Annotated in this window: 25 protein-coding genes, 1 tRNA gene and 1 pseudogene; 16 read left to right on the top strand and 11 right to left on the bottom strand. The window is 33.7% G+C overall.

Annotated features, from left to right (window positions below):
- Position 1 precedes the first annotated feature (1 nt).
- The 5 genes from holA to BOQ64_RS02855 all read left to right on the top strand — a co-directional run bounded on the left by holA (position 2) and on the right by BOQ64_RS02855 (position 5,776).
- Positions 2 to 1,039, top strand: coding sequence for a DNA polymerase III subunit delta (holA, locus tag BOQ64_RS02875; protein ID WP_129056195.1), 1,038 nt, complete (start codon positions 2 to 4; stop codon positions 1,037 to 1,039).
- A gap of 269 nt (positions 1,040 to 1,308) precedes the next feature.
- Positions 1,309 to 2,250, top strand: a complete 942-nt coding sequence (gene trxB, locus BOQ64_RS02870) for a thioredoxin-disulfide reductase (RefSeq protein WP_129056197.1) — start codon at positions 1,309 to 1,311, stop codon at positions 2,248 to 2,250.
- Positions 2,251 to 2,691: 441 nt separating this feature from the next.
- Entirely contained in the window at positions 2,692 to 3,069 is a 378-nt protein-coding gene (locus tag BOQ64_RS02865; protein ID WP_129056199.1) for a VOC family protein, read from the top strand.
- A 145-nt stretch (positions 3,070 to 3,214) separates the two neighbouring features.
- Positions 3,215 to 4,063: a helix-turn-helix domain-containing protein gene (locus BOQ64_RS02860; protein WP_129056201.1), complete on the top strand. Its 849-nt coding sequence runs from the start codon at positions 3,215 to 3,217 to the stop codon at positions 4,061 to 4,063.
- Between the two features lie 36 nt (positions 4,064 to 4,099).
- A complete protein-coding gene (locus tag BOQ64_RS02855) occupies positions 4,100 to 5,776 on the top strand; it encodes a hypothetical protein (protein ID WP_129056203.1) in 1,677 nt (558 codons plus the stop codon).
- A 78-nt stretch (positions 5,777 to 5,854) separates the two neighbouring features.
- On the opposite strand, the gene BOQ64_RS02850 is transcribed toward BOQ64_RS02855, so the two are convergent.
- The 4 genes and pseudogenes from BOQ64_RS02850 to BOQ64_RS02830 all read right to left on the bottom strand — a co-directional run bounded on the left by BOQ64_RS02850 (position 5,855) and on the right by BOQ64_RS02830 (position 12,175).
- Positions 5,855 to 6,703, bottom strand: coding sequence for a hypothetical protein (locus BOQ64_RS02850; RefSeq protein ID WP_228448110.1), 849 nt, complete (start codon positions 6,701 to 6,703; stop codon positions 5,855 to 5,857).
- Positions 6,704 to 7,128: 425 nt separating this feature from the next.
- Positions 7,129 to 7,503, bottom strand: a complete 375-nt coding sequence (locus tag BOQ64_RS02845) for a helix-turn-helix domain-containing protein (protein ID WP_129056207.1) — start codon at positions 7,501 to 7,503, stop codon at positions 7,129 to 7,131.
- 1,185 nt (positions 7,504 to 8,688) lie between these two features.
- Positions 8,689 to 11,669, bottom strand: a pseudogene (cas13b, locus tag BOQ64_RS23620) (type VI-B CRISPR-associated RNA-guided ribonuclease Cas13b).
- Complete coding sequence (locus BOQ64_RS02830; RefSeq protein ID WP_129056213.1) at positions 11,639 to 12,175, bottom strand: hypothetical protein; 537 nt, start codon at positions 12,173 to 12,175, stop codon at positions 11,639 to 11,641. The pseudogene cas13b and the gene BOQ64_RS02830 overlap by 31 nt, the downstream one beginning before the upstream one ends.
- A gap of 179 nt (positions 12,176 to 12,354) precedes the next feature.
- Here BOQ64_RS02830 and BOQ64_RS02825 point away from each other — a divergent pair, with 179 nt between their 5' ends.
- A complete protein-coding gene (locus tag BOQ64_RS02825) occupies positions 12,355 to 12,726 on the top strand; it encodes a VOC family protein (protein ID WP_129056215.1) in 372 nt (123 codons plus the stop codon).
- Between the two features lie 106 nt (positions 12,727 to 12,832).
- Here the strand turns inward: BOQ64_RS02825 and BOQ64_RS02820 are convergent, their stop codons facing one another.
- From BOQ64_RS02820 to BOQ64_RS02810, 3 genes are all read right to left on the bottom strand, one after another.
- Positions 12,833 to 13,123, bottom strand: a complete 291-nt coding sequence (locus BOQ64_RS02820; RefSeq protein WP_129056217.1) for a DUF1272 domain-containing protein — start codon at positions 13,121 to 13,123, stop codon at positions 12,833 to 12,835.
- A 173-nt stretch (positions 13,124 to 13,296) separates the two neighbouring features.
- Entirely contained in the window at positions 13,297 to 14,811 is a 1,515-nt protein-coding gene (locus BOQ64_RS02815; RefSeq protein WP_129056219.1) for a serine hydrolase domain-containing protein, read from the bottom strand.
- A 102-nt stretch (positions 14,812 to 14,913) separates the two neighbouring features.
- On the bottom strand, positions 14,914 to 15,450 hold the full coding sequence (locus tag BOQ64_RS02810; protein ID WP_129056220.1) for a helix-turn-helix domain-containing protein: 537 nt from the start codon (positions 15,448 to 15,450) through the stop codon (positions 14,914 to 14,916).
- 378 nt (positions 15,451 to 15,828) lie between these two features.
- Between BOQ64_RS02810 and BOQ64_RS22985 the strand changes: the two genes are divergently transcribed.
- The 4 genes from BOQ64_RS22985 (at position 15,829) to BOQ64_RS24455 (ending at position 18,313) form a co-directional block, all read left to right on the top strand.
- Positions 15,829 to 15,972, top strand: coding sequence for a bacteriocin-like protein (locus tag BOQ64_RS22985; protein WP_164975735.1), 144 nt, complete (start codon positions 15,829 to 15,831; stop codon positions 15,970 to 15,972).
- A gap of 320 nt (positions 15,973 to 16,292) precedes the next feature.
- Complete coding sequence (locus BOQ64_RS02805) at positions 16,293 to 17,117, top strand: GyrI-like domain-containing protein (protein ID WP_129056222.1); 825 nt, start codon at positions 16,293 to 16,295, stop codon at positions 17,115 to 17,117.
- Positions 17,118 to 17,186: 69 nt separating this feature from the next.
- On the top strand, positions 17,187 to 18,092 hold the full coding sequence (locus BOQ64_RS02800; protein WP_262708725.1) for an agmatine/peptidylarginine deiminase: 906 nt from the start codon (positions 17,187 to 17,189) through the stop codon (positions 18,090 to 18,092).
- Entirely contained in the window at positions 18,092 to 18,313 is a 222-nt protein-coding gene (locus tag BOQ64_RS24455) for an agmatine deiminase family protein (protein WP_317127658.1), read from the top strand. Before BOQ64_RS02800 ends, BOQ64_RS24455 begins: the two co-directional genes overlap by 1 nt.
- A 132-nt stretch (positions 18,314 to 18,445) precedes the next feature.
- Here the strand turns inward: BOQ64_RS24455 and BOQ64_RS02795 are convergent, their stop codons facing one another.
- Entirely contained in the window at positions 18,446 to 19,036 is a 591-nt protein-coding gene (locus BOQ64_RS02795) for a GLPGLI family protein (RefSeq protein ID WP_262708724.1), read from the bottom strand.
- Positions 19,037 to 19,397: 361 nt separating this feature from the next.
- On the bottom strand, positions 19,398 to 19,652 hold the full coding sequence (locus BOQ64_RS02790) for a hypothetical protein (protein WP_129056228.1): 255 nt from the start codon (positions 19,650 to 19,652) through the stop codon (positions 19,398 to 19,400).
- A gap of 584 nt (positions 19,653 to 20,236) precedes the next feature.
- Between BOQ64_RS02790 and BOQ64_RS24450 the strand changes: the two genes are divergently transcribed.
- Together BOQ64_RS24450 and BOQ64_RS24445 are read left to right on the top strand one after the other, a co-directional pair.
- Positions 20,237 to 20,881 carry a serine hydrolase domain-containing protein gene (locus BOQ64_RS24450; RefSeq protein ID WP_129056230.1) on the top strand — a complete coding sequence of 215 codons (645 nt, stop codon included), beginning with the start codon at positions 20,237 to 20,239 and terminating at the stop codon, positions 20,879 to 20,881.
- Between the two features lie 8 nt (positions 20,882 to 20,889).
- A complete protein-coding gene (locus BOQ64_RS24445; protein WP_164975734.1) occupies positions 20,890 to 22,077 on the top strand; it encodes a serine hydrolase in 1,188 nt (395 codons plus the stop codon).
- Between the two features lie 277 nt (positions 22,078 to 22,354).
- Here the strand turns inward: BOQ64_RS24445 and BOQ64_RS02775 are convergent, their stop codons facing one another.
- Positions 22,355 to 22,912 carry a GrpB family protein gene (locus BOQ64_RS02775; RefSeq protein WP_228448108.1) on the bottom strand — a complete coding sequence of 186 codons (558 nt, stop codon included), beginning with the start codon at positions 22,910 to 22,912 and terminating at the stop codon, positions 22,355 to 22,357.
- A 193-nt stretch (positions 22,913 to 23,105) separates the two neighbouring features.
- Positions 23,106 to 23,190, bottom strand: a tRNA-Ser gene (locus BOQ64_RS02770).
- A 305-nt stretch (positions 23,191 to 23,495) separates the two neighbouring features.
- Between BOQ64_RS02770 and BOQ64_RS02765 the strand changes: the two genes are divergently transcribed.
- From BOQ64_RS02765 to BOQ64_RS02750, 4 genes are all read left to right on the top strand, one after another.
- Positions 23,496 to 24,080 carry a hypothetical protein gene (locus BOQ64_RS02765; protein WP_129056234.1) on the top strand — a complete coding sequence of 195 codons (585 nt, stop codon included), beginning with the start codon at positions 23,496 to 23,498 and terminating at the stop codon, positions 24,078 to 24,080.
- 199 nt (positions 24,081 to 24,279) lie between these two features.
- Entirely contained in the window at positions 24,280 to 25,023 is a 744-nt protein-coding gene (locus BOQ64_RS02760) for a hypothetical protein (protein WP_129056236.1), read from the top strand.
- 67 nt (positions 25,024 to 25,090) lie between these two features.
- A complete protein-coding gene (locus BOQ64_RS02755; RefSeq protein ID WP_129056238.1) occupies positions 25,091 to 25,270 on the top strand; it encodes a hypothetical protein in 180 nt (59 codons plus the stop codon).
- Between the two features lie 98 nt (positions 25,271 to 25,368).
- Positions 25,369 to 26,112 (top strand): sensor histidine kinase, encoded by a 744-nt coding sequence (locus BOQ64_RS02750; RefSeq protein ID WP_129056240.1) that lies wholly within the window; start codon positions 25,369 to 25,371, stop codon positions 26,110 to 26,112.

Raw genomic sequence — 26,112 nt, 5'->3', positions numbered from 1 at the left:
GATGAAAGAATTAGATTTAATCCTCAAAAATATTAAAAATAAAGAAGTTTTACCTATTTATTTTTTCCACGGAGAAGAAGCCTACTTTATTGATGTTGCCGTAAAAGCCCTTGAGCACAACTTTTTGGAAGAGGATGAAAAAGCCTTCAACCAAACTGTTACGTACGGAAAAGATACTTCTTACCAGGAAGTACTTTCTCTGGCAAGACAGTTTCCAATGATGGGGGATAAACAGGTAATTATTGTAAAAGAGGCTCAGGATCTTAAATTTAATGAAGAGGAAAACAGAATTTTAGACGCTTACGTTGAAAATCCTGTTCCTTCTACAGTACTGGTTTTTGCTCACAAACATAAAAAACTGGACAGTAGAAAAAAAGCAGCTAAAGCTCTGGCCAATGCCAATGCCCTTTTCCTGAGTGAATCTGTAAAAGAAAGTAACCTTCCAAAATGGATTTCCGATGAATGTGTAAAGCTGAAAATTAAAACAGCTCCCAATATTTCCCATCTTTTAGCGGAATATCTTGGAAATGATCTTTCAAGAATTGCCAATGAACTGAATAAACTGAAGATCATCCTTAAAGAAGGAGAAGTACTGGACGGAACCATTGTTGAAAACCATATCGGAATCAGCAAAGAATACAATATTTTTGAACTTCAGAAGGCATTGGGAACAAAAAATGCTAATGCAGCATTTAAAATTGCTCATTTTATGGGTAAAAATCCGAAGAATAATCCTTTTGTAATGATGCTGGCAAGCCTTTACAACTATTTCTCTAACGTGATTATTTATCAGACAATGGCAGGACAGCCGCCACAAACCATTGCTTCTCAAATGGGAGTGAATCCTTATTTTGTAAAAGACTATGCTGAAAGTGCAAGATTATATCCTTTAAAGCATGCCACAAGAGTCATTTCTATTCTGAGAGAATTTGATATGAAAGGAAAAGGATTAGGTGCTGTGAATATGGGAGATGCAGAGCTTATTAAGGAATTGGTGTATAAAATTATAAATGTGGATAAGATTAAAATGAAGGTTTGATTTTATGGTTTGAGAGTAGGATAGTTTTAGGGTTTTAAAGTAGAAGAATAAAATAAATGGAGAATTTAAGACAAATAATCACCTTTAAACTTCACACCCTGAATCTAACATCTCGCTCCCCTGTATCCCGAAACCCGCATCTCGTATCCTCATTGACAATCCGCATATCTCTTATTGACAACTATCATTAAAATAACTTTAAAAAGACGACAAAAATTACGAAATTAGCAGTCTTAATTTAATTACATCTTTTTTCGAACAAATAAATTATGGAGCAAAACATTTTAGATTGTGTGATCGTTGGATCTGGGCCTTCTGGTTTCACAGCTGCTATTTATGCAGCAAGAGCAGACTTAAAACCTGAATTGTATACAGGTTTGGAGCCGGGCGGACAATTAACTACAACTACTGAGGTTGATAACTTTCCAGGGTATCCAGCAGGGATTACAGGTCCTGAAATGATGATGGATCTGCAAAAGCAGGCAGAAAGATTTGAAACCAAAGTACATTACGAAATGATCACTAAAGCTGAATTCTCAAAAGAAGTTGGTGGTGTTCACAAATTGTATGCTGGAAACAAAGAGATTTTAGCAAAGTCAGTAATTATATCTACAGGAGCTACCGCAAAATATTTAGGTCTTGAAGATGAGAAAAAATATGCAGGTGGAGGGGTTTCTGCTTGTGCTACATGTGACGGGTTTTTCTACAGAGGAAAAGATGTTGTAGTAGTAGGAGCAGGAGATACAGCTGCCGAAGAAGCTACTTACCTTGCTAAATTATGCAGAAAAGTAACTTTATTAGTTAGAAAAGACGTTTTCAGAGCTTCAAAAGCGATGGTACACAGAGTAGAAAACACTCCGAATATTGAAGTGAAATTCCACCATGAGCTTATTGGAATTGAAGGAGAAAACAGCTTAGTAGAAAGAGCGGTAATTATCAATAACCAGACTCAGGAAAAATCTACGGTAGATGTTGAAGGAATCTTCATTGCTATTGGTCACAAACCTAATACAGATATCTTTGTAGGTCAGGTAGATCTTGATGAAAACGGATATATTGTAACAGAAAAAGGTTCTTCAAGAACAAATCTTCCGGGAGTTTTTGCTGCAGGAGATGTTCAGGACCATATCTACAGACAGGCTATTACAGCTGCAGGAAGCGGATGTATGGCTGCAATGGATGCAGAAAAATACTTAGCTGAATTACACTAATTATTTAGCTTTCAATGATACAGAGCGTACCCAATGGGTGCGCTTTTTTTATGATTAACAATGAAGTGTTTTTAGATTTTTAGCTATGGATGCACGAATGTTTTTGTATCATGAACTGAATCAGACCTTTTATATAATTAAAATTCCACATGCAGTTTGTCATTCCGTAGGAATCTAGATCCTTCTATTTCAATAGAGATGTTGAGATTCCTACGGAATGACAATACACTTAAATAAAAAGCATTTGTGCATTTGTTGAGATTATAAAAGCATATTGTATCCATATACAATTTTATCGGAGATAAAACCTTTGCGCCTTTGCGTTTTCCAATAATATAACTTTATGAATACTTTAATTCAATTAGGATATTATAATAAAAACATTAATATATTTGTCAAGTTTCAAAATGATTTAAAATACAACTTACTAAAACAAAAGGCATGAAAAAAGTAACCGCCATTGGAGGTATTTTCTTTAAATGTAAAGATCCGGAACAGGTAAATGATTGGTATAAAACCCATCTTGGTGTAGAAACCAGTCCTTATGGAGCCAAATTTGACTGGAGAGAGGCAGATTCTGATAAAAAAGGATATACATTATGGAGTCCATTTAAAGAGTCTACTCAATATTTTGAGCCTTCAGAAAAGGATTTTATGATTAATTACCATGTGGATAATATTGAAGCATTGGTAGAAGAATTAAAAAAGGAAGGTATTACGGTTCTGGATGAGATTGCAACCTATGAATATGGCAAGTTTGTTCATATCATGGATCCTGAAGGCAATAAAATTGAATTATTTGAGCCGGCAGGAGAGTAGGTATCCCGCTGAATGATAAAAGATAAAAACTGTTTCTGTGTGAAGCAGTTTTTTGTTTTTCCGGATTTCAAACTGTTGTGAAGTAATAAAGCATTCCGTATATTTGATGGTAAGCTATATTCTATGAAAACACAGGTGTAAAAAGATGCAGGAAATTTTTAAAACATTCAAGCCTCAAAACTCCATTGTCAGCAAGTATGTTGACTATTATTATCTGGACATTAAAAATGATAATATCATTAATGAGTTTCAATGTTTTCCGCACTTTAACAACTCCATTTCACTTTATAAATCTCATATCCGCTTAGAAACTAAAGAGGTGATTTATGATGAAACCGCTCCACCATGTCAAATTTTTACACCTATCCGGGAAAAAGTTCTCCATGTGAAACAAACCGGGAAAGTTTATAGAATTGTAGTGGTGTTTCACCCTTTGGGAATTCAGCAGTTTTATGAAAACTTAGATTTTACGGATTATATTACAGATTATGAGTTTTTTACTCAGCAGGAATTAAGCGAAGTTTTTTCAACAACAGACACTGAAGTTCATACTGATATACTGGACAAATGTCTTGAGAAAAGGTTCAGGAAATTTGAAAATATAATTCTTGAGAAGTCTATTGATTATATTTTCAACCATTACGAAAACTTTTCAGTGGCAGATATTTCTAGGGAAATTGGTGTCAGCCGACAGCACATAAACCGGCTTTTCCAGGCTCATTTGGGAGTGTCTGTTAAAAAGTTCAACGAAATTGTTCTTTTCAGGCAAACCATCAACAAGAAACTTTTTGAAAATCCTGACCGTAACTTTACAGAGCTCGCCCACGAGTTTAATTTTAATGACCAGTCTCATTTCAATAAAACTTACAAGAACTTCACAGAGAATTCTCCAAAATCTTTTTTCTCTAAAGGAACTATATTAGGAGAGGAAGACACGCTTTTCTGGCATTTGCTTTCTTCAACCATAATGTTCCATTTTTACAATTTTTTCTAATTTCCTGTTGCTATTTTTGTCTCATAAATGGTACTAATGAGATATGGGTTAATGATGTTTTTGATCCTTTTTGGTTTTTTTGCAGAAGCACAGGAAAATTATTCTACAATCACTGAAAAGGCATCGGAAATAATGGAAGTTGCTAAAGATGATGCTGGTTATGGAAAAGCACTTGAACTATATGAAAAGGCATTCAGGGCTTTTCCTCAGAATATTGATAGTGATGGATTGTATAATGCATCTATTCTGGCTTCAAAACTGAAAAATAATGATAAAGCATTTCAATATCTTATGTCACTTTCCTCAGCAAAAGGAAGCGGCTACAGTTTTCCCGGCTGGAATTATATTCTTGAAGAGGATGCTGAAAAGGAGTACAGAAATTTGCTGTCAGATCCAAGATGGAATGTATTGAAGAAAGAAGCAGTACAATATAAAGCGCAGTTTTATAATGAATTAAAAGAGAAGGAAAAGGAGTTTTATCAGGTTCATAAAAATAGGCTGAAGGAAATTAAGGATCCTGAGATGTTATACAGAGAGATCAGAAATTTGAATCCTTATCAGCCGAAAAAGGATAGAGATTATTCTATTGTATTCAAAATAAATGATTCTGTTAACACTTCATTTTTTATTCATTTTCCTGCTAGTTATAATCCGCAAAAGAAATATACGCTGATGTTTTTTCTTCATGGGGCGGTAAGGAATAATGAACTGGCAGACTATCAGCTGGCTGATTGGAATTTAGGTGGCTGGAACAGGTATTATACAAAATATGCTGACCGGAATGATGTGATTATGGTTTTTCCGAGGGCCAGCAAAAAGTATAACTGGATGTTGTCTGATGACGGTTTTTTTATGATTCCGGAAATGCTTAAACAGGTTAAAAAGACGATTAATATTGATGATAACAAGGTTTTTATAGCAGGACATTCTAACGGGGCAACAGGTTCTTTTTCTTATCTGATGAAGCAACCTACACAGTTTGCAGGCTTTTATGGATTGAATACCTATCCTAAAGTTTTTACCGGAGGAACATTTGTAGAGAATATTAAAAACCGTTCGTTTATCAACTTTTCAACGGATAAGGATTATTATTATCCGCCAAACGCAAATGATGATTTTTCAAAAATGATGAAGGGAATACAGGCTGATTATCAGGAATACCGTTATAATGGATTTCCACACTGGTTTCCCCAGTTTGATGAATCTGAACCAGCCTACCAGATTATTTTTAAAGATCTGAATGCGCGAAAAAGAAATCCATTCCCAAAGGAAATATCATGGGAATTCGATGATGAAAGATATGGAAATATAGACTGGATTTCCAATATAAAGTTAGATACAATAAACCGGAAAATTGCCGGAAAGAAAGAGCTGAATTTTAAAATCAATAAGTGGCTGGCTTACGATGATCATGATAGCTTAAAGGAGCAGAACGTAGATAAATATGCATTTGATTTTCCGAGGAAATCCGGTAAAATAAAAGCGGAATATAATAATAATGTTTTCCGGGTTGAAACCTCTGATATTAAATCCTTTTCAATTAATATTTCGCCTGAAGTGGTGAATCTGAATGAGAAGGTAAAAGTATATGTTAACGGAAAACTCTATTTCAACAGAAAAATAAACTATAACCATGAATACTTACTTGAGAATTTTTTAAATACTCAGGACCGGGAGCAAGTCTGGATTAATTATATTGATGTGAAAATATAAATTCCTTCCGATTTCCGGCAAAGTAAAAACCTGTCTTGCTTAGAGACAGGTTTTGTTTTTATGTATATTGAAAAATCACTAATCCAGAATATAGATTTTCTTTTCCTTAAGATTAAAGCCCAGTTTCTTACCCAGCCAGTTAATGCTTGTTTTGCCTTCGTAGATTAATCCTTCAACAAAAAATACATTAGGTTTCTCAACTTTTGAAAAAGAATTGGAAACAGAGTTTACACTTCCTTTATAGAACTTATTGGTAATGGCAGGATTGAACTCGCTTTTCTTTTCCATAAGCTGAAGACCTTCCTTTTTAATTCCTAAAGTACCCATAAGGCGGTCACTTAGCCAGAAAGAATCATTTCCAGCTCCTGAATCCAGAAGAACATTAATCCTGATATCGTTTACGTTAATATAAGTGGTGATGTCCAGAGACTGGTCTGCATTCGTAGACAATTGGATATTGACAACCTTCTTTCCTGTTAATTTTTCTTTTGGAAATACAATTTCTTTGGTGGTATAGTCTATAATGAATTCTGTGTCATAAAGCATGGGTAGGGAGATAAGTCCATCTATTCCCTTGATTTCCATATTGTGAGTGGCATACCAGGTGTCTTTAAATGTTTTACCGTTAAAAACAATCTCTTTTGATTTGGACATGGGTACAGTCATCTGTTCACCTGTAGCTCGGAAAGCGGTAAGGAAGTTGTAAGATTCCTTCTGGCTAAGACCTTTGGAGAAGTTGCCCAGGAAAAGATTGACACCGCCGCCGGTATCAAAAATAAAATTCCCTTTTTTGCCTTCTACTTCAGCCTGTACAATAATATGGCCGGATGGCAGTATATTGATGGGTGATTTTTGTGCAAATGCAGTAACAGAATAAAGAAATGCAGACGCAACAAGCACTGATTTTTTGAATGATTGATTGAACATTGATAATGTAGTTATTGTTTTTAATACCATCCATCATTAATTGATGAATGCTGCAAATATAAGGTATTCTTAAAACAGAGTAGAAAACTTCTTATGCTTTAATTCTAAATCGTTATAGGTATTTTTAAACCATCTCTGGTTGTTCACGAAGAGGTTAATGGCACTTACTGAACGGTCTCTACATACTTACTAAAGCCTCTTAAGGCAGTTTCTATACTGTCTTCGGCCATTTCAGAAGTGGATAATGCCCCTTGTGGAAGTGGTTTTACCCCCTTGGGTAAGGGGGTATCGGGGGTTATGAACTGCCTTCAGACACTTATGGAAGTGGTGAGAGGGAGTTATGGAAAAGGGTAGTGGCTTTCTGAGTTACAGTAAACGAAGAACGGCTGCCATTTGGCAGCCGTTTCCGTATGTTTTTGTAAAGATTATTTCTTTTTAAATTTAGCATTTTCAGCCTTTAGAATCTCAATTTGTTCCTTCAAAAGATTAATATATTCCTGCTGATTTTCTAATAGATAATTTGGAATATTGCAATATTGATTATAGTTTATACTTGCATTATCATTAAAGCTTGCGCTATCGTTCAGGGTAGTGTTCTGATTATTCTGAGCATTTCTTTCCTCCTTAATATCATCAACCGAAACGTCTAATGCTTTCGCTATTTTTTCCCACTCCTCATCATATATTTTAACTTCTCCGTTTTCTTTTCTGCTGTAATTGGAGACATCGGTTGCAAGAATATCAGCAATCTGTTGCTGTGTATAACCTCTCTGCTTTCTTATGCTTTTTAGCTTTTCCATAATGGGTAGGTGTGTTTTTACAAATATAGAAAAAATAGCGGTAATAGGAGAAAACTATTTCTTGAGTCTTACCGCTATTTTTTTAGTTGTTAGTACTCTTCAAATTGTGATACGTCCCAACTCAAAATTTTACAACCTCTACCATATTAAATTGTAATATCCATCAAACAGTGATACGTCCCAACTGGCAATAATCAATCCAGTAACTCTATTGAGTTGTGAGTACCCTTCAAATTGTGATACGTCTCAACGATGAGAGGCTAGAAATCCAGGCTGCGTATGTTGTGAGTACCCTTCAAATTGTGATACGTCTCAACAACTTATCCTCGGATCTGTTTTATTTCGCGGTTGTTAGTATCCTTCAAACTGTGATACGTCCCAACCAAATCAATCATGGGCGCTTTGAAAAACGAGTTGTGAGTATCCTTCAATTTGTGATACATACCAACCTCACCGGGCTAAGGTCTGCAAGGCCAAAAGTTCTTAGTACCCTTCAAACTGTGATACATCCCAACCCACTTTGGCAACAAGCTTTTGATTGGTTTATTGTGACTACCCTTCAAATTATGATAGGTCCCAACATTCGGTAAATGATTTCATAGATATTTATAGTTGTTAATACCCTTCAAATTGTGGTACGTTCCAACTGCTAATCGGAACTGAAGAAAGAGATCAACGTTGTTAGTACCCTTCAAACTGTGGTGCGTTTCAACCTGGTATTAATACAGTAAATGGTTTTTTCGGTTTTTAGTACCCCTCAAATTGTGATACGTACCAACCACTAGAAGAACTAACATATGATATACGGGGGTGTAAATATCCATCAAACTGTGATACGTCCCAATCAATGAATGCTAATTGGTTAATCAGAAAGCGTTGTGAGTATCCTTCAAACTGTGATATGTCCCAACTTTACGAAAAATGAACGCATCAAAATTACTGTTGTTAGTACCCTTCAAACTGTGATACGTCCCAACGTGTCGTAACGTGGACCTTTAAAAACTGGCGTTGTTAGTATCCTTCAAGCTGTGATACGTCCCAAAGCAATACAAACTGTACACAATCATGAAGAAGTTGTTAGTGCCCTTAAAGCTGAGATACACCTATTCTGACTGTTTATTGTGATTCTAAAGTGAATTTTTATCAAACTTATACATTAATTTCAAAGAGCATTAAAATAATAAACTAGCTATTTTCTTTTAGTTTTTGAACAGCTAATTTTATCAAGTTCAGATATAGTTCTGCTGCAGTATTATTTTGTATTTCCGGATAGTTTTTCCTGATGAAATTGTAAAGCTGTACTTTCGGCAATTGGTTATGAGCAAACTGGTTTCTAATCATTATGACCAGAAAAAGAAGCTGTACCATTTCAGATTTTGTTTCAAGTATTTCAGAAGGAAGCGTTTTAAAGTCATTTTCCTTAAGGCTTTCAAGCCAAAAATCTTCGCCTTCCTTATAGAAATTAGTGTTTTTTCTTAAAATACCGTTCACTAAATACATTTTGAAGTTAGGGTGCCGGGCATTCTTTTGGTCTTCCATCTCAAATTCTCTAGGGTGGTTTATCCCGTCCCAAGACCAGTTGGATAGGGTCTGCAACTCCAGATTCTGAATTTCTTTAAAAAGCTTTTCTCTTCGGATTACTTCATAGGAATTTTCACCTATAGAAAGTTCTCTTTCCAATTGTTCTTTATTCCAGATCTTATTTTGGTCATAAGATAATAGCGTTAAAACCTTATGGTCAAGCAAAAAGCGATTAAATTTTCCTAAGTCTTTAAGTTTAATAGCGAGTTCGTAGATTTGTTGGCTTTCAAATGCTATTGTTTTGCTCCAAATAAAGTTGTCTTTTATAATGTTTGAGCTTTTGTCACCTTCTTCTCTCTGGCTTTGTGCAAGAGCAATTCTTTCTTTTTCTGCTCTTTCTTCCTGTGTCATATAAAACTCATCAAGTGAAAGTGTTGTTGTATAGTTAAACACATTTTCAAATAGTTTTTCTGCAATCCTTTTCAGAAACAGATCTTGTATTTTTATTTTTTTTATTTTCAGATCCTGTTTTAGTTTTATAAGGTCTAGCTGGCTTTCTCTGCTATAATGTATACTATTCTTTGCAAAACTGTTGCCTTTTTGCAGTTCATTATCCAAAAGCTCATTATAATCTCTTTCCCAGCCATAGAAATGTTGGAAGGTATGTTCCGTTTTATACCCGTAGCTATACCATTCAGCAAAAAGCTCAGGGTTCTCAGTTACTTTTACCCCTTTTATAAATGTAGGGTTGCTATCAAACAAACCTCTAGAGAAAACTAGTGGTTTAGATAAAACTTTATTTTTTCTGTTTCTAAATCTTTTAATATATAATGCCTTTTCGGAAACAGATCTGCGGGCATTTGCTGTTTTATAAATTTGCGAAGAAACTTAGTGTTATGAGTATGTTGTTTTATATTTTCAGCCAGTTCAGAAAAATATTTAACTCGTTTCATTAGATAATTTTCATAAAACTTCTCAAAGCGGTTGTTTTCTGAAAAACTATTCATAACCCAATTGTTCCAATAGGAACTTCCATCTGAGGTATCCCATCCTTCTTTCAGAAGAAGAAATGCTTCTTGTGGTCTTTTTTCAAAATAGGCAAGAGATTGTTGTAACTGACTATGCTGGTAGCCTTTCCAGTTTTTTCTTTGCTCTGCAGGCATAAAACGCTTAATATCATCAGCCAGCCATGCGGCTATACGGCCAAGGTCACTATTAGAAAAAATAGACGTCTGAGGTAAATTTCTTCTCTGTTCCTTTTTAGCTTTCAGTCGTTTTTCTTCAATAGAACTTAGCTTAGTTTCAGTGTCTTCAATCTCTCTTTCTATTAAAAGAGAAAGTTTTTCTGCATTTAAGGTTTCCTGCCCTTTTGCAGTAGTGTTGTTTCTTAGTCTTTTGCTTATTTGTGAGGCCGGAGCAGGAGTTTCAGGGTCATAATTTTTTATTTTTTCAAATCTTTCTGTTAGTTTATTTTTTATAATCAGCTCTATATCTTTCGGTGTGGCGCCTTTCTCAAGTATTTGATAGAGTAGTGCAGGGATTTCGTTAAGAGATAATAAGGCAAGAGGCTCATCTATTCTGAGTTTATCTTTACCTTTTGCCTCTTTGGAAATCATACTTACAATATTATACTTACTTAATTTTCCTTTTCTTTTTTGCAATTCTTCCGGCTGTTCTTTTCGCCTTTTATCTTTGAAAAGTTCAATCCCTTTTTTTGTAGTTTCGTCAGCCAAAATATGTATTGGAACATTGTTGTCTATAAATATATAAGATGGATTTGGAAAAATTTCCCATCCATTACTATCGTTTGGTAGTTCTAATTGTTCTTTTATATAATCTGCTTTAAGATTACTTATCATTGAAAGTCTGCCAAAAACTTTTACTCTGTCTTTTACAACTCTTTCTGTCTGGAAGCCTGTTCCGTTTATATTTTTTACCCTTCTGTCATGAACATAATTTCCAACATGAACCTGAAATTTCAGTGAAGTAGAACTCAAATATTCATCTAAAAATCTTATAGCAAAGTAATTAAACTTATTTTCATACCGTTTTCTGATGACAGGATGAATAACCTTAGAATCTTCAAGACTGAGATCTGCATTTCCTTCTTTCATGTATTCATTAATGTCCTCTACAAATTTTTCTTTTGTTTTTGAATCAAAAGCAGAATAGACTTCATCCGGAACCTTACTTAGCTCATCAATGATTTGTATAAGTAAAGTTTCTTCATGAAACTCTGTAGAAAGCTTTTGTTTTATGCCTTTAAAACATAGATAAGAGAAAACCCAATGGGTCGCCATAAATTTCAAACCACTTATTTGTTCTTCTCCTTGTTTTATAATTTTTGCTTTAAAGCCTTTTACTCTGCTTTTTAAATCTTCAGTTTCTTTTCTTTCCAGAAACATACTTAGTAAAAACAAAATGCTACTTTGCGAGAGAGGTATGCCATTTTCTGTAGGATCTGGTTCAGAATAGGAAGTTTGATAAACGCGTGAAGGTTTAACGTTTTCTCCGTCTCTATAAATTAGATGATTGAAAGCGGCGTTGAAAACCCCATTTCTGATAGCTGTTTCATCTGTAAGTGATACTCTTTTCCCTTGTGCCTTAAGTTCTTTTAATCTTTCAATCTGTTGTTGGTATCTGATGTCGTATTCTTCCGAAAGATTTTTATTAAGAAGTTGCTGCGTCTTATCATCCTTTTTTTGAGCTTCTTGATTTCACTAGTGGTTTTTACAAAAATATCATCAAGTAGTTCAAACAATTCGGAAGGAAATTCTACTGGCTGATGATAATAATGAGTGTAGAAGTTTCTTAGTTCAGAAATGGCCTTTAGAAGTAAAACAAATTTTCTTTTGAAACCTGCTTTATCATTATCAGAGGTTAAAAAGCCTATTACAGGAAAATGTATTTTTAGAAACTTGATTTTTTTCTGGAAATCTGAATCTGCATCGTTCTGTTTAAAACATATATCTAGAAACTGAGCTATGTTTATGTCTTTATCTTTTCTTTCCGGGAAGAATTTTATTATAAACGCTTTAATAACGTTATCTATATTGTTTTGTGCAAGGTTGAAGAATCCACCGAAAAAGTATTTGTCCTGAAGTTTTGTATGATCGTAGTAAATGCCCAAGCCAGTCTGAGTTTTTTCCATTGGTGTTTTTAGTTTATTATTAAAATTTCCCCAATATAAGAATTAATGGGAAGACAAGAAAACGGGAAACCGGAATAAGTAATTGCTGTTTGTGTTTTTATGATCTTGTCATAAGACAAGCCTTCCAGATACTCAATGTGATACCTTTACAAAACCAAACACAACAAAAAGTAATCAATATGAATATCCAATTTAATGCTGGAATTAACATTGCCATTAAAATTCCAAAAAGTAAATATGAAAAGACCATAGCTTTTTACAGAGATATCTTAAAGTTGCCAGTGGAAGAAAAGAAAATTGATAATCCTACGGTCTCCAGGACTCACGAAGTGAAGTTCGGTCTCAATATTATCTGGCTAGACTGTGTGGATAATTACACGCATTCTGAAACCTGGTTACAGCTTACTGTTCCGGATGTAGAAGCAGCCACAGAATATCTGAAATTAAACGGAGTGGAAACCTGTGACGAAATTGAAGAGCTTCCGGAAAACATGCATTGGATTACAGATCCTGCGGGTACTGTGTTTAATGTGCAGCAAACAACATCTTAAAATGGTCTGGCAAATACAAGAAAAATCTACTGAAATGAGTAGGTTTTGTTTTATATATATTAATGTAAGTAATTGGTTTGTATGCATTTACGTTGCGTCGGTTTATTTATCGCTCCCCCAAAGGAATATCTATTAATCTCTCCTGTTTAATTTTGAATTCAGCTTCATTAATTGGTTTATACACAATTTCTGAACTTACAGGATATTTTGCGAGAAGACTTTTGGGTCTGATGGGACGTTTTTCTAATCCGCCACCACAGTTGGGGCATACATTCTTAAAAATCTGATCAACGCAATCCTTGCAGAAAGTACATTCAAATGTACAGATCATAGCTTCCGGAGAGTCATAGGGTAAGGGTTTCTGGCAGTTTTCGCAACTGGTTCTGAGCTCTAGCATTTATTGAGTAAATATGATTATTTGAGATACTAAGTTAATCTAAATATTTAATGGAGTAGGAATAATAAAGATCAAATTTAAAAGATGATTCAATATAAGAACTATAGAGTCCCTTTTTTAATATAAGCCTTACAATTATATTAGTGATGTTTGATTTTCCTTCATCCTTTTAATCAATCTGGATTTTCACCTTTGCTTAAGTTTCGTTTAACAATTTCCTTACCCGCTTCGCCTAAGTATTCCTCAATTATTTTTTTCCAAATAATAAGGCCATTTTCAGAATTTATAAAAATAATAAGGCCTCTTTTTGATTTTGGAAGAAGCAATACAATACATTTTGTTCCATCATCTCCACCTGTATGCTGCAATGCAAATTCATGCTCAGGGAGCTCAGGAAGAATCTGCATTCCCAGTCCCCAATTTATGTCTGGTTTTACCTCGGTTTGTGATTGAACAAATTCATTGTATAAGTGTTGTGAAAGTCCTGCATGTTGTAAAATATGAAGTAAAAATTTACTGTAATCTTCAACTGTTGTGAGTAAATTTGCAGCAGCATTGGATGTGTAGTATTTTTCATATTTCATGGGTTGTCCTATTGTATCACTTTCTACAGCATATCTGCTTTCATCAGTTGCTTTTGTCCAATAATAGGAGGTATCGTTCATTTTTAGCGGAGTAAAAAGTATTTCTTTTGCAATTTCTTCCAGGGATTTTTTAAATTTCCTTTCAATAGCTTTTCTTAAATATTCAAATCCTTCTCCGGAATATTGAAATCTTGTTCCAGGCTCAAATTCAAATATGAGTTTTTTGTCTGCTCTTAAGTATCTCCAATTTGGAAAACCTGATTTTTGAGACAAAATATTTCTGGTTGTTAATTGATTTAAAAATGGACTCTCTTTAATGGCTGGATCAACATAATATTTTGCTAAAGGTTCATCTAAATTCCATTTTCCTGCCTCAATAAGCTTCAATGCTATTATTGCAGTAATCGGCTTTGTAAGTGAAGCTACTTTATAAATACTGTTGTATTTCACAGGAATATTATTTTTTTGAACTCCAAAAGATCGTATTTGTTGCAATTGCCCGTCATGGATATATCCAATTGACAATGAAGGAATTTTTAACTCTTTTAAAAGCGATTCAATTTCTGAATCGGTATTGAATAAAGGGAAAGGATAGCCATCTTCAAACCTGGCGTCATATCTTACCGGTTTGCTGTGATCATAGCTTAGTTCTTTTTTCAACTTCCATTCTTCCTTTTCCAAAAGCCATGTTGCCGTAAATTTTGCCCTTTCAGTGAAATATTGTTCTCTGTTATTAGTTATATAAAAATCATGAATACCTGACTGAATGGCACCATATAATTTTCCTTCATTATATAAAGGAAATACTGTGAGGCTCCCTTTTACTAACTTTCGGATGGGTTTGCCTTTCGGATTTTCACAAATACTTTCTTTAAAATTCTTAAGAAATATTGTTTTGTCTTGAATTCCGTTTTGATCATGATAAAACTCAAAATCGGAAGTGACTAAATTCTTGATAGCATCCAGATCACATGTATTGAATCCTTTTTCAAATAAAATACTGTCTTTTTTCTGAAGGGTAATAAATAATTCTGATTTCTGGTTTAGCTGTGCTCCTGTGCTTATTGAAGATAGGATTATGATAATTAATCTTAATTGTTTCATTGTTAAAATATTTAATGTTTATCAATGAGACAAATTTCAACAGGATTATCTATTTATAAGAAAATGTAGCCTGACAAGTACGCGTCAATTACATGTCAGTTATTACAAGAAGCTGAAATTCAATCGTATATTCATTTTTTGTTTTCTGTCGATTGAAATTGTATTGACGATGATAATATAGATATTTGTAATGCAAGCAGCTGCTGCAACAATTAATATGAATGGAAAATCAATAGAAAATATTCTATTCAAAAACGGACTTGAGAAGAATAAAATTACCGATACTAAAGTCCATAAAATTTGAAGAGAAACAATCTGCTTAGCCATTAAATCATTTTCCTTTTTAAAGTACATTATGAGCAATGGAGCTAAGATGTTCATGGGCGGAAAAATGATGAAAGGTAACGAAGATAGATTGATTAGCTTAATCAACGGGTAATTTACAGCTTCATTAATGCGAGTTTTTAATAATTCGTTTTCTTTTATATTAAGTGCTTTTGCCAGTGTTTTTAAAGTGTAACCTTTGGGTTCGGTACCAGCTTCAATACGTTGGATCGTTCTTACGGAGATACCTGACTTTGCAGCCAACTCTTCTTGGGTTAGATTCAGGTTTTCTCTATATTTAAGAAGTTTTGACATACTTACGAGTGTTTTTATTTAAGTGTTGCAACAAATCTACTCACTTCACCAAGAGTTTCAATAGCAGGCTATTCGATTTGTTTTCATATCCTGGATTTTATATGTTTTTTAATGGTTGCTAATTGAAAAGTATCAGTAAAGAGTGAACAAAAAGTAAACTGAGGGTTAAGTTTTAAAATAATATAAACCAACACTTTCCATAAAACTAAGAAAATAATATGGAATGGAAATCAACGTTGATAAAAGTTATTGAGTGTTTTTTTTATTTGCAATGTGAATGATTGAAACATAAGATCGATTTTATGATAATTTTATAAAATAATTTAATTTACATTAGTGAAAATTGATTAATTTAGAGCTTTATTAAATCAAATTATTATGAAAAACTTACAAAAAATCGACAGACAAGAAATGAAATCAATTAAAGGAGGTATCAACTGCCCTGGTGGTCAAATATGTTTGATTGGCGGAAAATGGCAATGTATGCCATATGATGGATGCGGTGGCGGAAATCAACCCTAAATTGTAATCTAATCTGACTTGACTATGAAAAATTGTAAAAAAAATTCAAGAGATCAGCTGAAAAGCATCAATGGAGGTGCGTTAAGCTGCTCAGAAGCATGTTGCCCACCTCCGGGAATAAAAAGATGTCCTTGGGTTTATTGTGTAGCACCATGTGATATATTAAGCTAATAGCTTGTATATCATAGCAAATAGAAGCCTTAAATTGATTGATTTAAGGCTTTTTTTAATATAAAAGAGAAACCTTTATACGAGCCTAACTCTGTTTTATTTCTTTTATTTGCAATTTATTTCAAACTATTTACTCCCAAGATATATTTATGGAAGACAATCTGAACTGTATTTATAAAGTCATCAATTTTATTGAGAAAAATTATGATCAGCAGATTTCTGTAAAAGATTTGGAAGAAGTATCCAATTATTCTTACAGAAATATTCAGCGTATCTTTAAGTATAGCTGCGGGGAGACAATAGGAGCTTTCCAGCAAAGGCTGAAAGTGGAAAATGCTTATAAGCGAATTCTTTATACTCAGGAAAGCCTTACCTCTATAGGAGTTGAAGTTGGTTTTTCTACTATAGCATCTTTTTCAAAAGCTTTCAAACAACATTTTGGGATATCTCCTAAGGAAGCAAGATCAGGTAAACAGCAGCTGCTTTGTGAGCCGGATCTGATTCCGATAGCCTCTGATATCTTGCTGGAGCCAGAAATTGTATATCTTAAACCAATACAGGTATATTATCAGAGCATTCAAACCTATTACAACAATGAGGAAATAGAGTTGCTCTGGGACAATTTCATGCACAATGAATTTCTCGGGTCGGATGCAGAGTATTTTGGTATTATAGCAGATGAGCCTTTAATTATGACTGAAATAAACTGCCGCTATGATGCCTGCTCAACCACACAGGCTCAAAATAAAAAACTCCCTTCAAAACCCATATTGGGTGGTAGATATGCGCGTTTTACCCATTCCGGTACCTATGAAACAATAGATGATACGTATACGAAAATTTATTCCCGATGGATTTTTAATTCCGGGCTTGAGTTCTCGCATACTCCTATCATAGAGAAATATGAAAGGTATGCAGATGAGATGAATGATGAGACGGATCAATTGACTTATATTTTACTGCCTTTGAGATAGATTGTCAATTTTGGACAACTTTTAGACTGTTTATCGATCTAATTTTGCTTCATCAAAAATAGATCACCTATGCAAAAAAAGAAAATCATGTTCTTACTGTTACCTGTTATTATGTTTTCCTGTTCTCAGGATGAGGTATCAGTTCCACCCACTTCAGGTACGCCTGATCCTGCTTCTGTTGTTTATAAAATGCCTGAGGAATCTGCTCCACATGAAGGAACCTGGCTTCAGTGGCCCCACAAGTATCAATATGGAAGCACTTACCAAAACAGATTGGATCCTACCTGGGTAGCAATGACTAAAGAGCTTGTGCAAAGTGAAAAAGTGCATATCATTGCTTATGATGCTACAGAAAAGGATCGAATTATGGGATTATTAACCCATGCAGGAGTATCACTTAATAATATCGACTTTAAGCTGTATCCAACTGATGATTTTTGGGTAAGAGATAATGGGCCTATCTACGTAAAAGATAAAAATGGAAAGTTGTTTATTCAGGATTGGGGATTCAACGGTTGGGGGAATAAAGCCCAATATAGTAACTGTAATACAATTCCTTCTAAAATTGCTGCTGATACTGGGGTTCCAAAAATAAATCTTAATTCAGTTATGATTAATGAAGGCGGAAGTGTTGAAATTGATGGAAATGGAGTATTGATGGCTTGTAAAAGTTCTATTCTTAACGATAACAGAAACCCTGGAATGACGCAGCAGCAGGCAGAGGCTATCTTCACGAAAAATTTAGGAATCACAAAATTTATCTGGCTGGATGGAAAGGCTAATCTTGATATCACAGATATGCATATTGACGGGTTTGCCAGATTTGCGAATCCTACTACGATTATCACCATGAATACTAATGATTTGGATTACTGGCAGGTTCCAAGTAGTGACGTGGGTAAACTCTACAATGCCACGCAAAAAAATGGTTCCCCTTACCAGTTTGTAAAGGTTCCTTTAACAAAAATGATGTAATAACTACCTATGGAAAAAATATAGGTAAGGCATCTTATATTAATTATTATATCGCTAATAATAGGGTACTGGTACCTAATTATAATGATCCTAATGATGTTATTGCTAATCAGATTATTCAGCAATTGTATCCTGGTAAAAAAGTAGTTGGAATTGATTGTCGTAACCTTTTTGCCAATGGCGGAATGGTGCATTGTGTAACACAGCAGCAACCAAAATAGACCACCTTGCAAGAAAATAAAAAGCCCGCTGAATATCAGTGGGTTTTTGTTTGTTTCTATTGGGTTAGAAGAACTTCGGGAAAATACACCAGTAAATAGTTACTTGAAAAATATCAAGAAAATACACTTTCATTACTCTAATTCAATAGGATTATAACCTTTTTTATCTGTTTCACTTATTTTTTGTCTGTTTTGCCCCTCTGAAAATACAGTACCCATTTTTTCTAACTCATATTTAATATTATCTCTGTAATTTGTTGTTGCTTGAGTTAATTCTTTTTTTGTGACTAACTTAGCACTTTGATAATGTCTTTTATTTACTGTTATTATTTTTCCTTTCAACTTAGCACTTGATACCGATTTTACAAGTTCAAAATCATAATCTTCTGTCTTATCTGTTATTTTAACAATTAATCCTGGAAGACCACTAAATTTGTATGGTCCATAAGGAAAAGGAATTTCGGTTGAATACCAGGCTGTCCAATCTCTTCCTTTATAATGAACCTCTGCTTTTTTACAATGAATAGAATTAATTACTTTGGTTTCATCAATTAACTTCCAATCATGAATTACAGAGGTATTATAAGATAGAAGAGCAGTTCCAACTGATTCGTAAAATTCCGAATTATCATTTGTTTGGATAATTAAAAACTTAAATTTTGATGAAGGCAACCCTCTCATATCAATATTAAAATTACTCCTATTTTTATTATACTGTTCCATGAAAAGAGAGTCAAATTTTAACCTGTTTTCACTAATAAAAAAGCACGTTTATTACTTATTTGCATTGTAAAAAGTTCCTTATAAACGTTATCTCGATTTAGAATATTAGGTTTATATTGAAGTAAGTAGGTAAATTCTCCCCTTAATGAATCACTAGTAGTTGTTTGAGATAACAAAAAAGAGAAAAAAAAGAAAAATAGAATTATTAGAGTTCGTTTATTTGTGAAATTCATTAACTTTTTTTTAATAAGAATAGTTAATCGTTCAAACAAAATTTATTATTTGAACGATTTATTTTGATTAATAATCACAACTTCTATTCTCGTGAATTGGAAGAAATGATTAACTTCTGGCTCAGTAATTATAGTTGACAATAATTATCTTGAATTTTTTCTCCCCACTCCAACCATTGACCAACAGTCCAGTCCTGGCAAGTATAAGCAGATGTACAGGTTGCCTGAAACGTTCCACATTGCATTTGAAGTTTTTTTTTGGCTTTTTTTGTGCTTTTAGCAACCGTAGCTTCTTTTGTTTTAGAATTTACTTTCTCCACGTTTCCTTTTGCACTTACAAAACCTACTACACCTAGCATAGCAATAAATAATAGTTTTTTCATGATTGTGATAAATTTTAAAATTACACATCAAATATATAAATATAAGTCAATGGAAAAAGAAATATTTTATTATTTTAAATAATTGAAAATAAATCACTTATGTCAACTTGTGCATTGTTTTTTATTTTGTTTTTGAATTGAAATATTTATACATAAATCTCGTTTTGGAATTGACTTTAAGAAGAGTCAGTTTAGATAAATCTTTGTTTTCCCGAAAAAAGATAAAATATTTTAGTTTGGAGGTTTTCGAGAGATGCAGCAGTTAGTTTTATCCCTAAAATTTACTAAATGAGGTGCTGAGATAAGAAATGTAGGGATAATTTGGGTAGGAAAAATTTAGTAAAAAACAAAACCTTTTGAATATCAGTGGGTTTTTGTTTGTTTCTGTTGGGATAGAGGAACCTAGGAAAGAAGATTATTTGATAGTTTTAGAATTGAAGCTGGGTAATGAAAATGAAAAGAGTATGCTTTTAAAAATAGGAAAGGAATTTTAAAAAAACATATAGATATCTAATAAGGATGTGTTTAAGTGTAATAGTATCTTTTTCTCAGTTGTCCTAATATTAACTTAAACAATATAACTTATGAAGCCAAAATTAATCGTGTTTTTATTACTGTGTTTTATTATAGAAGGGCATGGGCAGAACAAAAAAAAATCTAAAGATTATGCCGATTCTAAATGGGATGACCTGAAAATACAGGCGGAAGCATTAATGAGGCAAAAGAAACTTAATGGGTTAAGCGTTGCTGTTTTTGAAGATTATAAAGTAATCTGGACTCATCAATGGGGAATAAAAGAAGCAGGCTTAGGTGACAAGATTGATGTAAACACGGCATTCTCTACAGCTTCAATATCCAAGCCAATTACGGCTATTGTATGTGCAATTCTGGAAGAGAAAGGGTTGATTAATTTAGATGATCCAATTTCAAAATATATTAGAAGATGGGAGTTGCCTAAAAGTGATTTTACGAAAGATACCGAAGTTACCTGGAAGCATCTTTTGTCTCATACTTCCGGAACTTCCCAAGGTGGATTTGAAGACTATTATGAAGGGGATTCTATCCCTACTATTGTACAGAGTCTAAATGGCATTCTGCTACCGAGAAGCAAAGAACCTATTAAGTTTCTCTTTAAGCCTGGTACTAATTGGGAGTATAGTGGTGGTGGTTATGTGGTTGTGCAGCTTGCCCTTGAAGACTATTTACAAAACCTTTCTCAGCAATTGTAAAAGAACACTTGCTTGATCCTTTGCAGCTTCAGCACTCAACAATGATCCAGCCTAATGAAAAAGGGTTTCTGATTAATAATATTGCCAAAGTACACAATAATAATGGTGAAAAGATAAGAACAGGAATTCCTATAACCCCACAGGTTGCCCCTTCAGGTTTATGGTCAACACCTTCTGATCTTGCTGTTATAACCATCGAAATACAAAATGCATTAAGAGGAAAGGGAAATAAAGTCATTTCCTCTAACGTGGCCAGAAAAGTTACGGATATTGTGACACTCATGGGCCCCAGAGGTTGGGGGTATGGCTGGCAGCGTGGAGTAGGCTGGGGGAACCAGGAATGGTTTTTTCATGATGGATCAAATACAGGGGTTGGTGGAGATGTGTTGGGGAATATGAAGAATGGTAGTGGTATTGTTATTTTAGCAAACGGGGATAAGCCCAATAGATTTCCTTTGATGAGTTATGTCAAAAACAGGGTTTTCAGTTTGCTTAACTGGAATCTTCCAAAAAAGAAGAGTGAAATGAAAGTGCCTGAAAATTTGGCTAAAGCAATTAGTGGTGTCTATACTGAATTTCTTTTGGGATATACCCGGATTGGAATGAATACAATTTTTCAGGAGAATAATGTACTCTATATCAATTCACCGGTTCTAAAGCAGGATATCGGAATTGAAAAAAATAAGATGTTTTACCTTGGTGACAATACGTTTATGGTTGATAACTACCCGAATCTTATTCAATTTGATGTCAATAAAAACAATGAATTAACGGGAATGACGATCTTTAAGGAGCAGGAAAACTTAAAAAAGTTAATGATTCCTATTGAAAAACTTAGAACTGCAGAGACGAAATTGTATGAAGCTTTTCACAATAATGATTATACAAAAGCCTTAGCTATATATCGGCAGTTGAAGAAGGAATATCCTGCCTTTAATTTTGAAAACGCACTGAATAATTTAGGGTATCAGTTTGAAGCAAAAAGCCAAAGTGAAATTGCTCTCCAAATATTCAATCTCAATGTACAGGAATTTCCAATGTCGTCTAATGTATATGATAGCCGAGGGGAAGCTTATTTCAATAAAAAAGACTATCAGTTATCAAAAAAAGATTATCAAAAAGTATTGGAATTGGATTCCGGCAACCGAAATGCAACCGAAATGCTTGTCAAAATCAATAATCTCATCAAACAGTAAATGATAATTGATACAATTAGTTTATAAATCAAATATTCATCAATAAAAAAGGGTTAAAATGATAAGCTTAACCCTTTTTTGCGGGGTGCGAGGGATTTAAACCCTTGGATTTGTTATGGTTAATGGTTTTCAAGACTGCGATAATCTATAACTCTTGAACTGTGAAAGATTTTCATCTTGACGAAGGCTGCGTTTTTACTACAAGTCTTTGATTAGAGAACAAACTTCAGGTTTAATGAAGGATTTTAAATTGAAGCAATTTTTTGACAGACTGATATTATGGGTTGGTTTGATTTCTTTTCCATTTTTCCGCTCTTTCCATTATTTTAGTGATATATCCTTCTTTTTTTTCTGTATATCCACTTCTGTTATTTCTGTTGTCTTTTTGTAATTTGATTTTCAGTTTTTCATAATTTTTAGCTTCATCTGTATTGTGATTCAAGTAATCTCTGAAATTAATTTGATTATTCCATATATCACTGTTGTATTTAACAATATGGATGTGATGTGTTCTTGTTTCTTCTTTTGTATTTCCTTTTACAAAAAGCACATCATCGTCTTTAAAAGGTCGATGAAAATAATTATGTTGTGCTAATTTTTCTACAAAAGCATCTACTTCATTTAATTCATTTATTCCTACAACAATATCTATTATTGGTTTTGCCTTTATATTTTTTATAGCTGTACTTCCAATGTGTTGAATGTCTATGGCAATAGGGCCAAATATATTTTTCAATTCAATTATTGCTTCATGAGCATATTTTTCCCACAAAATATTATGGTCAAATAATTCTACTATATTTCTTCTTAATCCCAGGTGAGTTGAATTGGCCATATTTGCTTATCCTTTATTATTTAGGTGTATAGAAAATTGTGTTCATATTTCAAGCTATGTTAAGTTAAGCCTGATGTTCGGAAGCAGTCTTTATTATGAAAATCGAATGCTTTCATCTAATTATTTGAAAAATGAAAGAAAAAGGTTTATTTATATATGAAAAAAAGAGAGCCTTTAAAAAAGGCTCTCTTAGCGGAGAGTGAGGGATTCGAACCCCCGGACCTGTTACAGTCAACAGTTTTCAAGACTGCCGCAATCGACCACTCTGCCAACTCTCCCTAAACTCCGATTGTATCGTTGTTTTCAGTGGTGCAAATATAGAACGATTTTTAATTTCTACAAAACTTTTTTCATAGAAATTTTAACAAAGAACAATAATTGGCTAAAAATCAGATTAATTATTTTTATTAGTTCTCGTGAAGTGGCAGGCTTTTATCCCTATTTATTACTGTTCATGGTACTTTTAGATGAAACGGTTTCGTGTTTTTAAGGAGAAAAGACTGTAAAAAACAGAATTTGTTCTTACAATTTTTATTTGGTGCATTTTTTGCAATGCCTGTCAGACAAAAAAAATTAATTATTTATGAAATTATCTTATCTGGGAGCAGGTATTTTAAGTACTGTTTTAACGGTTACTTTGGGGGCTAATGTTGTTTTTGCTAATCAGCCTCTTGTAAGAACTATAGAACATGTAAAGAATGATTCTGATTCCACGAAAGTTGAGAATCTGGCTAAAGAACTGAAAAAGTTGAAGCCCATCAGTGTCAATGATTTTAAAAGCAAATTTAAAAAAGAGATTAACGGTTTTAAACTTACAGAAGTTACGGCTTTTGAAGATAAAGAAACAGGGTCATATGCTACAGCAAATTATGCAAAAGGATCTCAGAATGTATATTTAATGGTAACAGATGGGGCTGGAGCAGGAGCTGAGCAGGTAACAGGAAGTCTTTTAAGTTATCTTGAGCTTAAAGCAATAGAAGAGCCTGGTGATAAAACCAATATTAAAAATTATAAAGGCTGGCTCGTTTATTTTGATCACAGTATGTATGAAAGTGATAAAATGACAAGTATTCAGTATCTGGAAGGAAACCGATATGGAGTAGTAGCTTCCGGAAATAATATATCCCTTGAAGAACTGAAAAAACTTTTAGACAACGTTAGTCTGTAAATGTATTTTACCGGAATATATAGCTCTGATTTATGAAAATAAGTCGGAGCTTTTTATTTGACTTAGTCAATACACCGTTTATTTCCTAAATTCCTTTATTCATCCTTTTATTTCCTTGGTTCATTGTTTTTCCATTGAACAGCAATTGTGTTTGTAATAGTTTTGGCTCATCAAAACAGAACAATTAACAAAAAATATCATGAACCGGGAACTAATTTTTTTAAGAACATTTGCTTTTACAGCAGTCATTGGAATTGTCTTTTTAACTGCTTCAGCTTTCAAAACAGATGGGAATCAGAAATTCACAGAAATTGATGTGGAAAGAATCAATTTCGTAGAAAAAGATGGGACGGTAAAAATGATTATCACAAACGTTGACCGATTTCCATCCGGAGAAGAAAAAGTAAACGGTACAGCTCCCAATAAAACCCGAAAAAAACGTTCAGGAATGCTTTTCTTCAATGAAGATGGTATTGAATGTGGTGGTTTTATCTATGATGGACAGAAAAATAAAAACGGGCACAGTTCAGGATTGTCTCTCACATATGATCAGTATGATGGAGATCAGGTTATGCAGCTGTTAACACAGGATCATATGAAAGGAGAAAAGAGAACAGTATCCAGTGGGCTTTATTTTAATGATCGCCCAGTGAAGGAATCACAAGTGAGAACAGGCGAAATTATGGAAGAACTGGATAAGTTGCAAAATACCCCTGAAGCTTTAAAGAAAAAATATAAAGAATATGAACAGCAGGGACTTATTGGGGGAACTCCTAGAATGATGCTGGGGAAAACCAAAGATGAAAATAACGGATTGTTTTTATTCGACAGTAAAGGACAGCCACGGGCCAGGTTCTGTGTAGATAAGAACAATGAAGCCAAGTTGGATTTTCTGGATGATAAAGGAAATGTTACCGCTTCATTTCCGGAAAAGAAAAAATAATGAACAAGAAGAAGCCCTGTAAAAAATATAGGGCTATTTTTGTGAAAAAGTTAACTGATAACTGTATATGAAAAACATTGTAAAACAAATCCGTCAAAACAGATACTTTCTGCTGTTTGTTCTTTTGTTTGCCTATGTACAGTCTATTCATGTTCGTGTTACAGTTAGAGGAACACTGGATGAATATATTTTTACTCCTGAAGCTGCTGTGGCCACTTTTATCTGTGTCTGTATCCTTTTTTTGTAATAGATTTCTTTATTAGAAACTGGCAGAAATCATCTGCTTTCAGGATAAAGGAAATTCTTAAAATATTCAGTTCTTCCTTGCTTGTTTATCTTTTGGTGATGAAAATAATAGGTTTTCTGATTTCCCTTACCTTTGGTACTATTGAGAAGAACTTCAACAGAGAAACCTTAATTTTTACTACTTTTTCTGATCTGATAGACGGCTTTATCTATGGGAGTTTCTTTTTGGCTTACCGTTATTATAAAAAGAATGTGGTATATCAGAAACAATTGTTATTGTATGAAAAGGCACTGTCAGACAATAAAATCAATCAACTGAAGACACAGCTTAACCCTCATTTTCTGTTCAATAATCTTAATGTATTGGATCAGCTGATAGAAGAAGATAAATACAGGGCTTCTGATTTTCTGAATGAATTTGCAGAAATCTATCGGTATGTGCTTGATGTTTCTGATAAAAAGCTGGTTTCAGTAAAAGAAGAGTTAGCTTTTGCTGAAAAGTATTTTAATCTGATACGCTCCAAATATGGAGAGGCTTATATATTACAGATAGATGCTGGCTATATAAAGGGAAGTATAGTTCCGCTCTCTCTGCAATTGCTGTTGGAAAATGCAGTTCAGCATAATCTTGGAAGTCAATCTAATCCTGTTCTTATCAGTATTCATTTTGGAGAAAATGTCACAGTAACCAACAATATAAATCCCAAACGGAGCATTAAAAAGACCTCGGGAAGAGCACTGAATAACCTTAAAGAACAATATTCAGTACTCACTGATCAAAAACTGGAGATTTTAAAAACAGAAACAGACTTCACTGCCATAATCCCCGTAATTCAGAAATAA

The organism is Chryseobacterium sp. CH25, assembly GCF_004119455.1.
GTDB lineage: Bacteria > Bacteroidota > Bacteroidia > Flavobacteriales > Weeksellaceae > Chryseobacterium.
The sequence above is the reverse complement of the archived record's forward strand: the minus strand, read 5'-3'. Positions and strand labels throughout refer to the sequence as shown.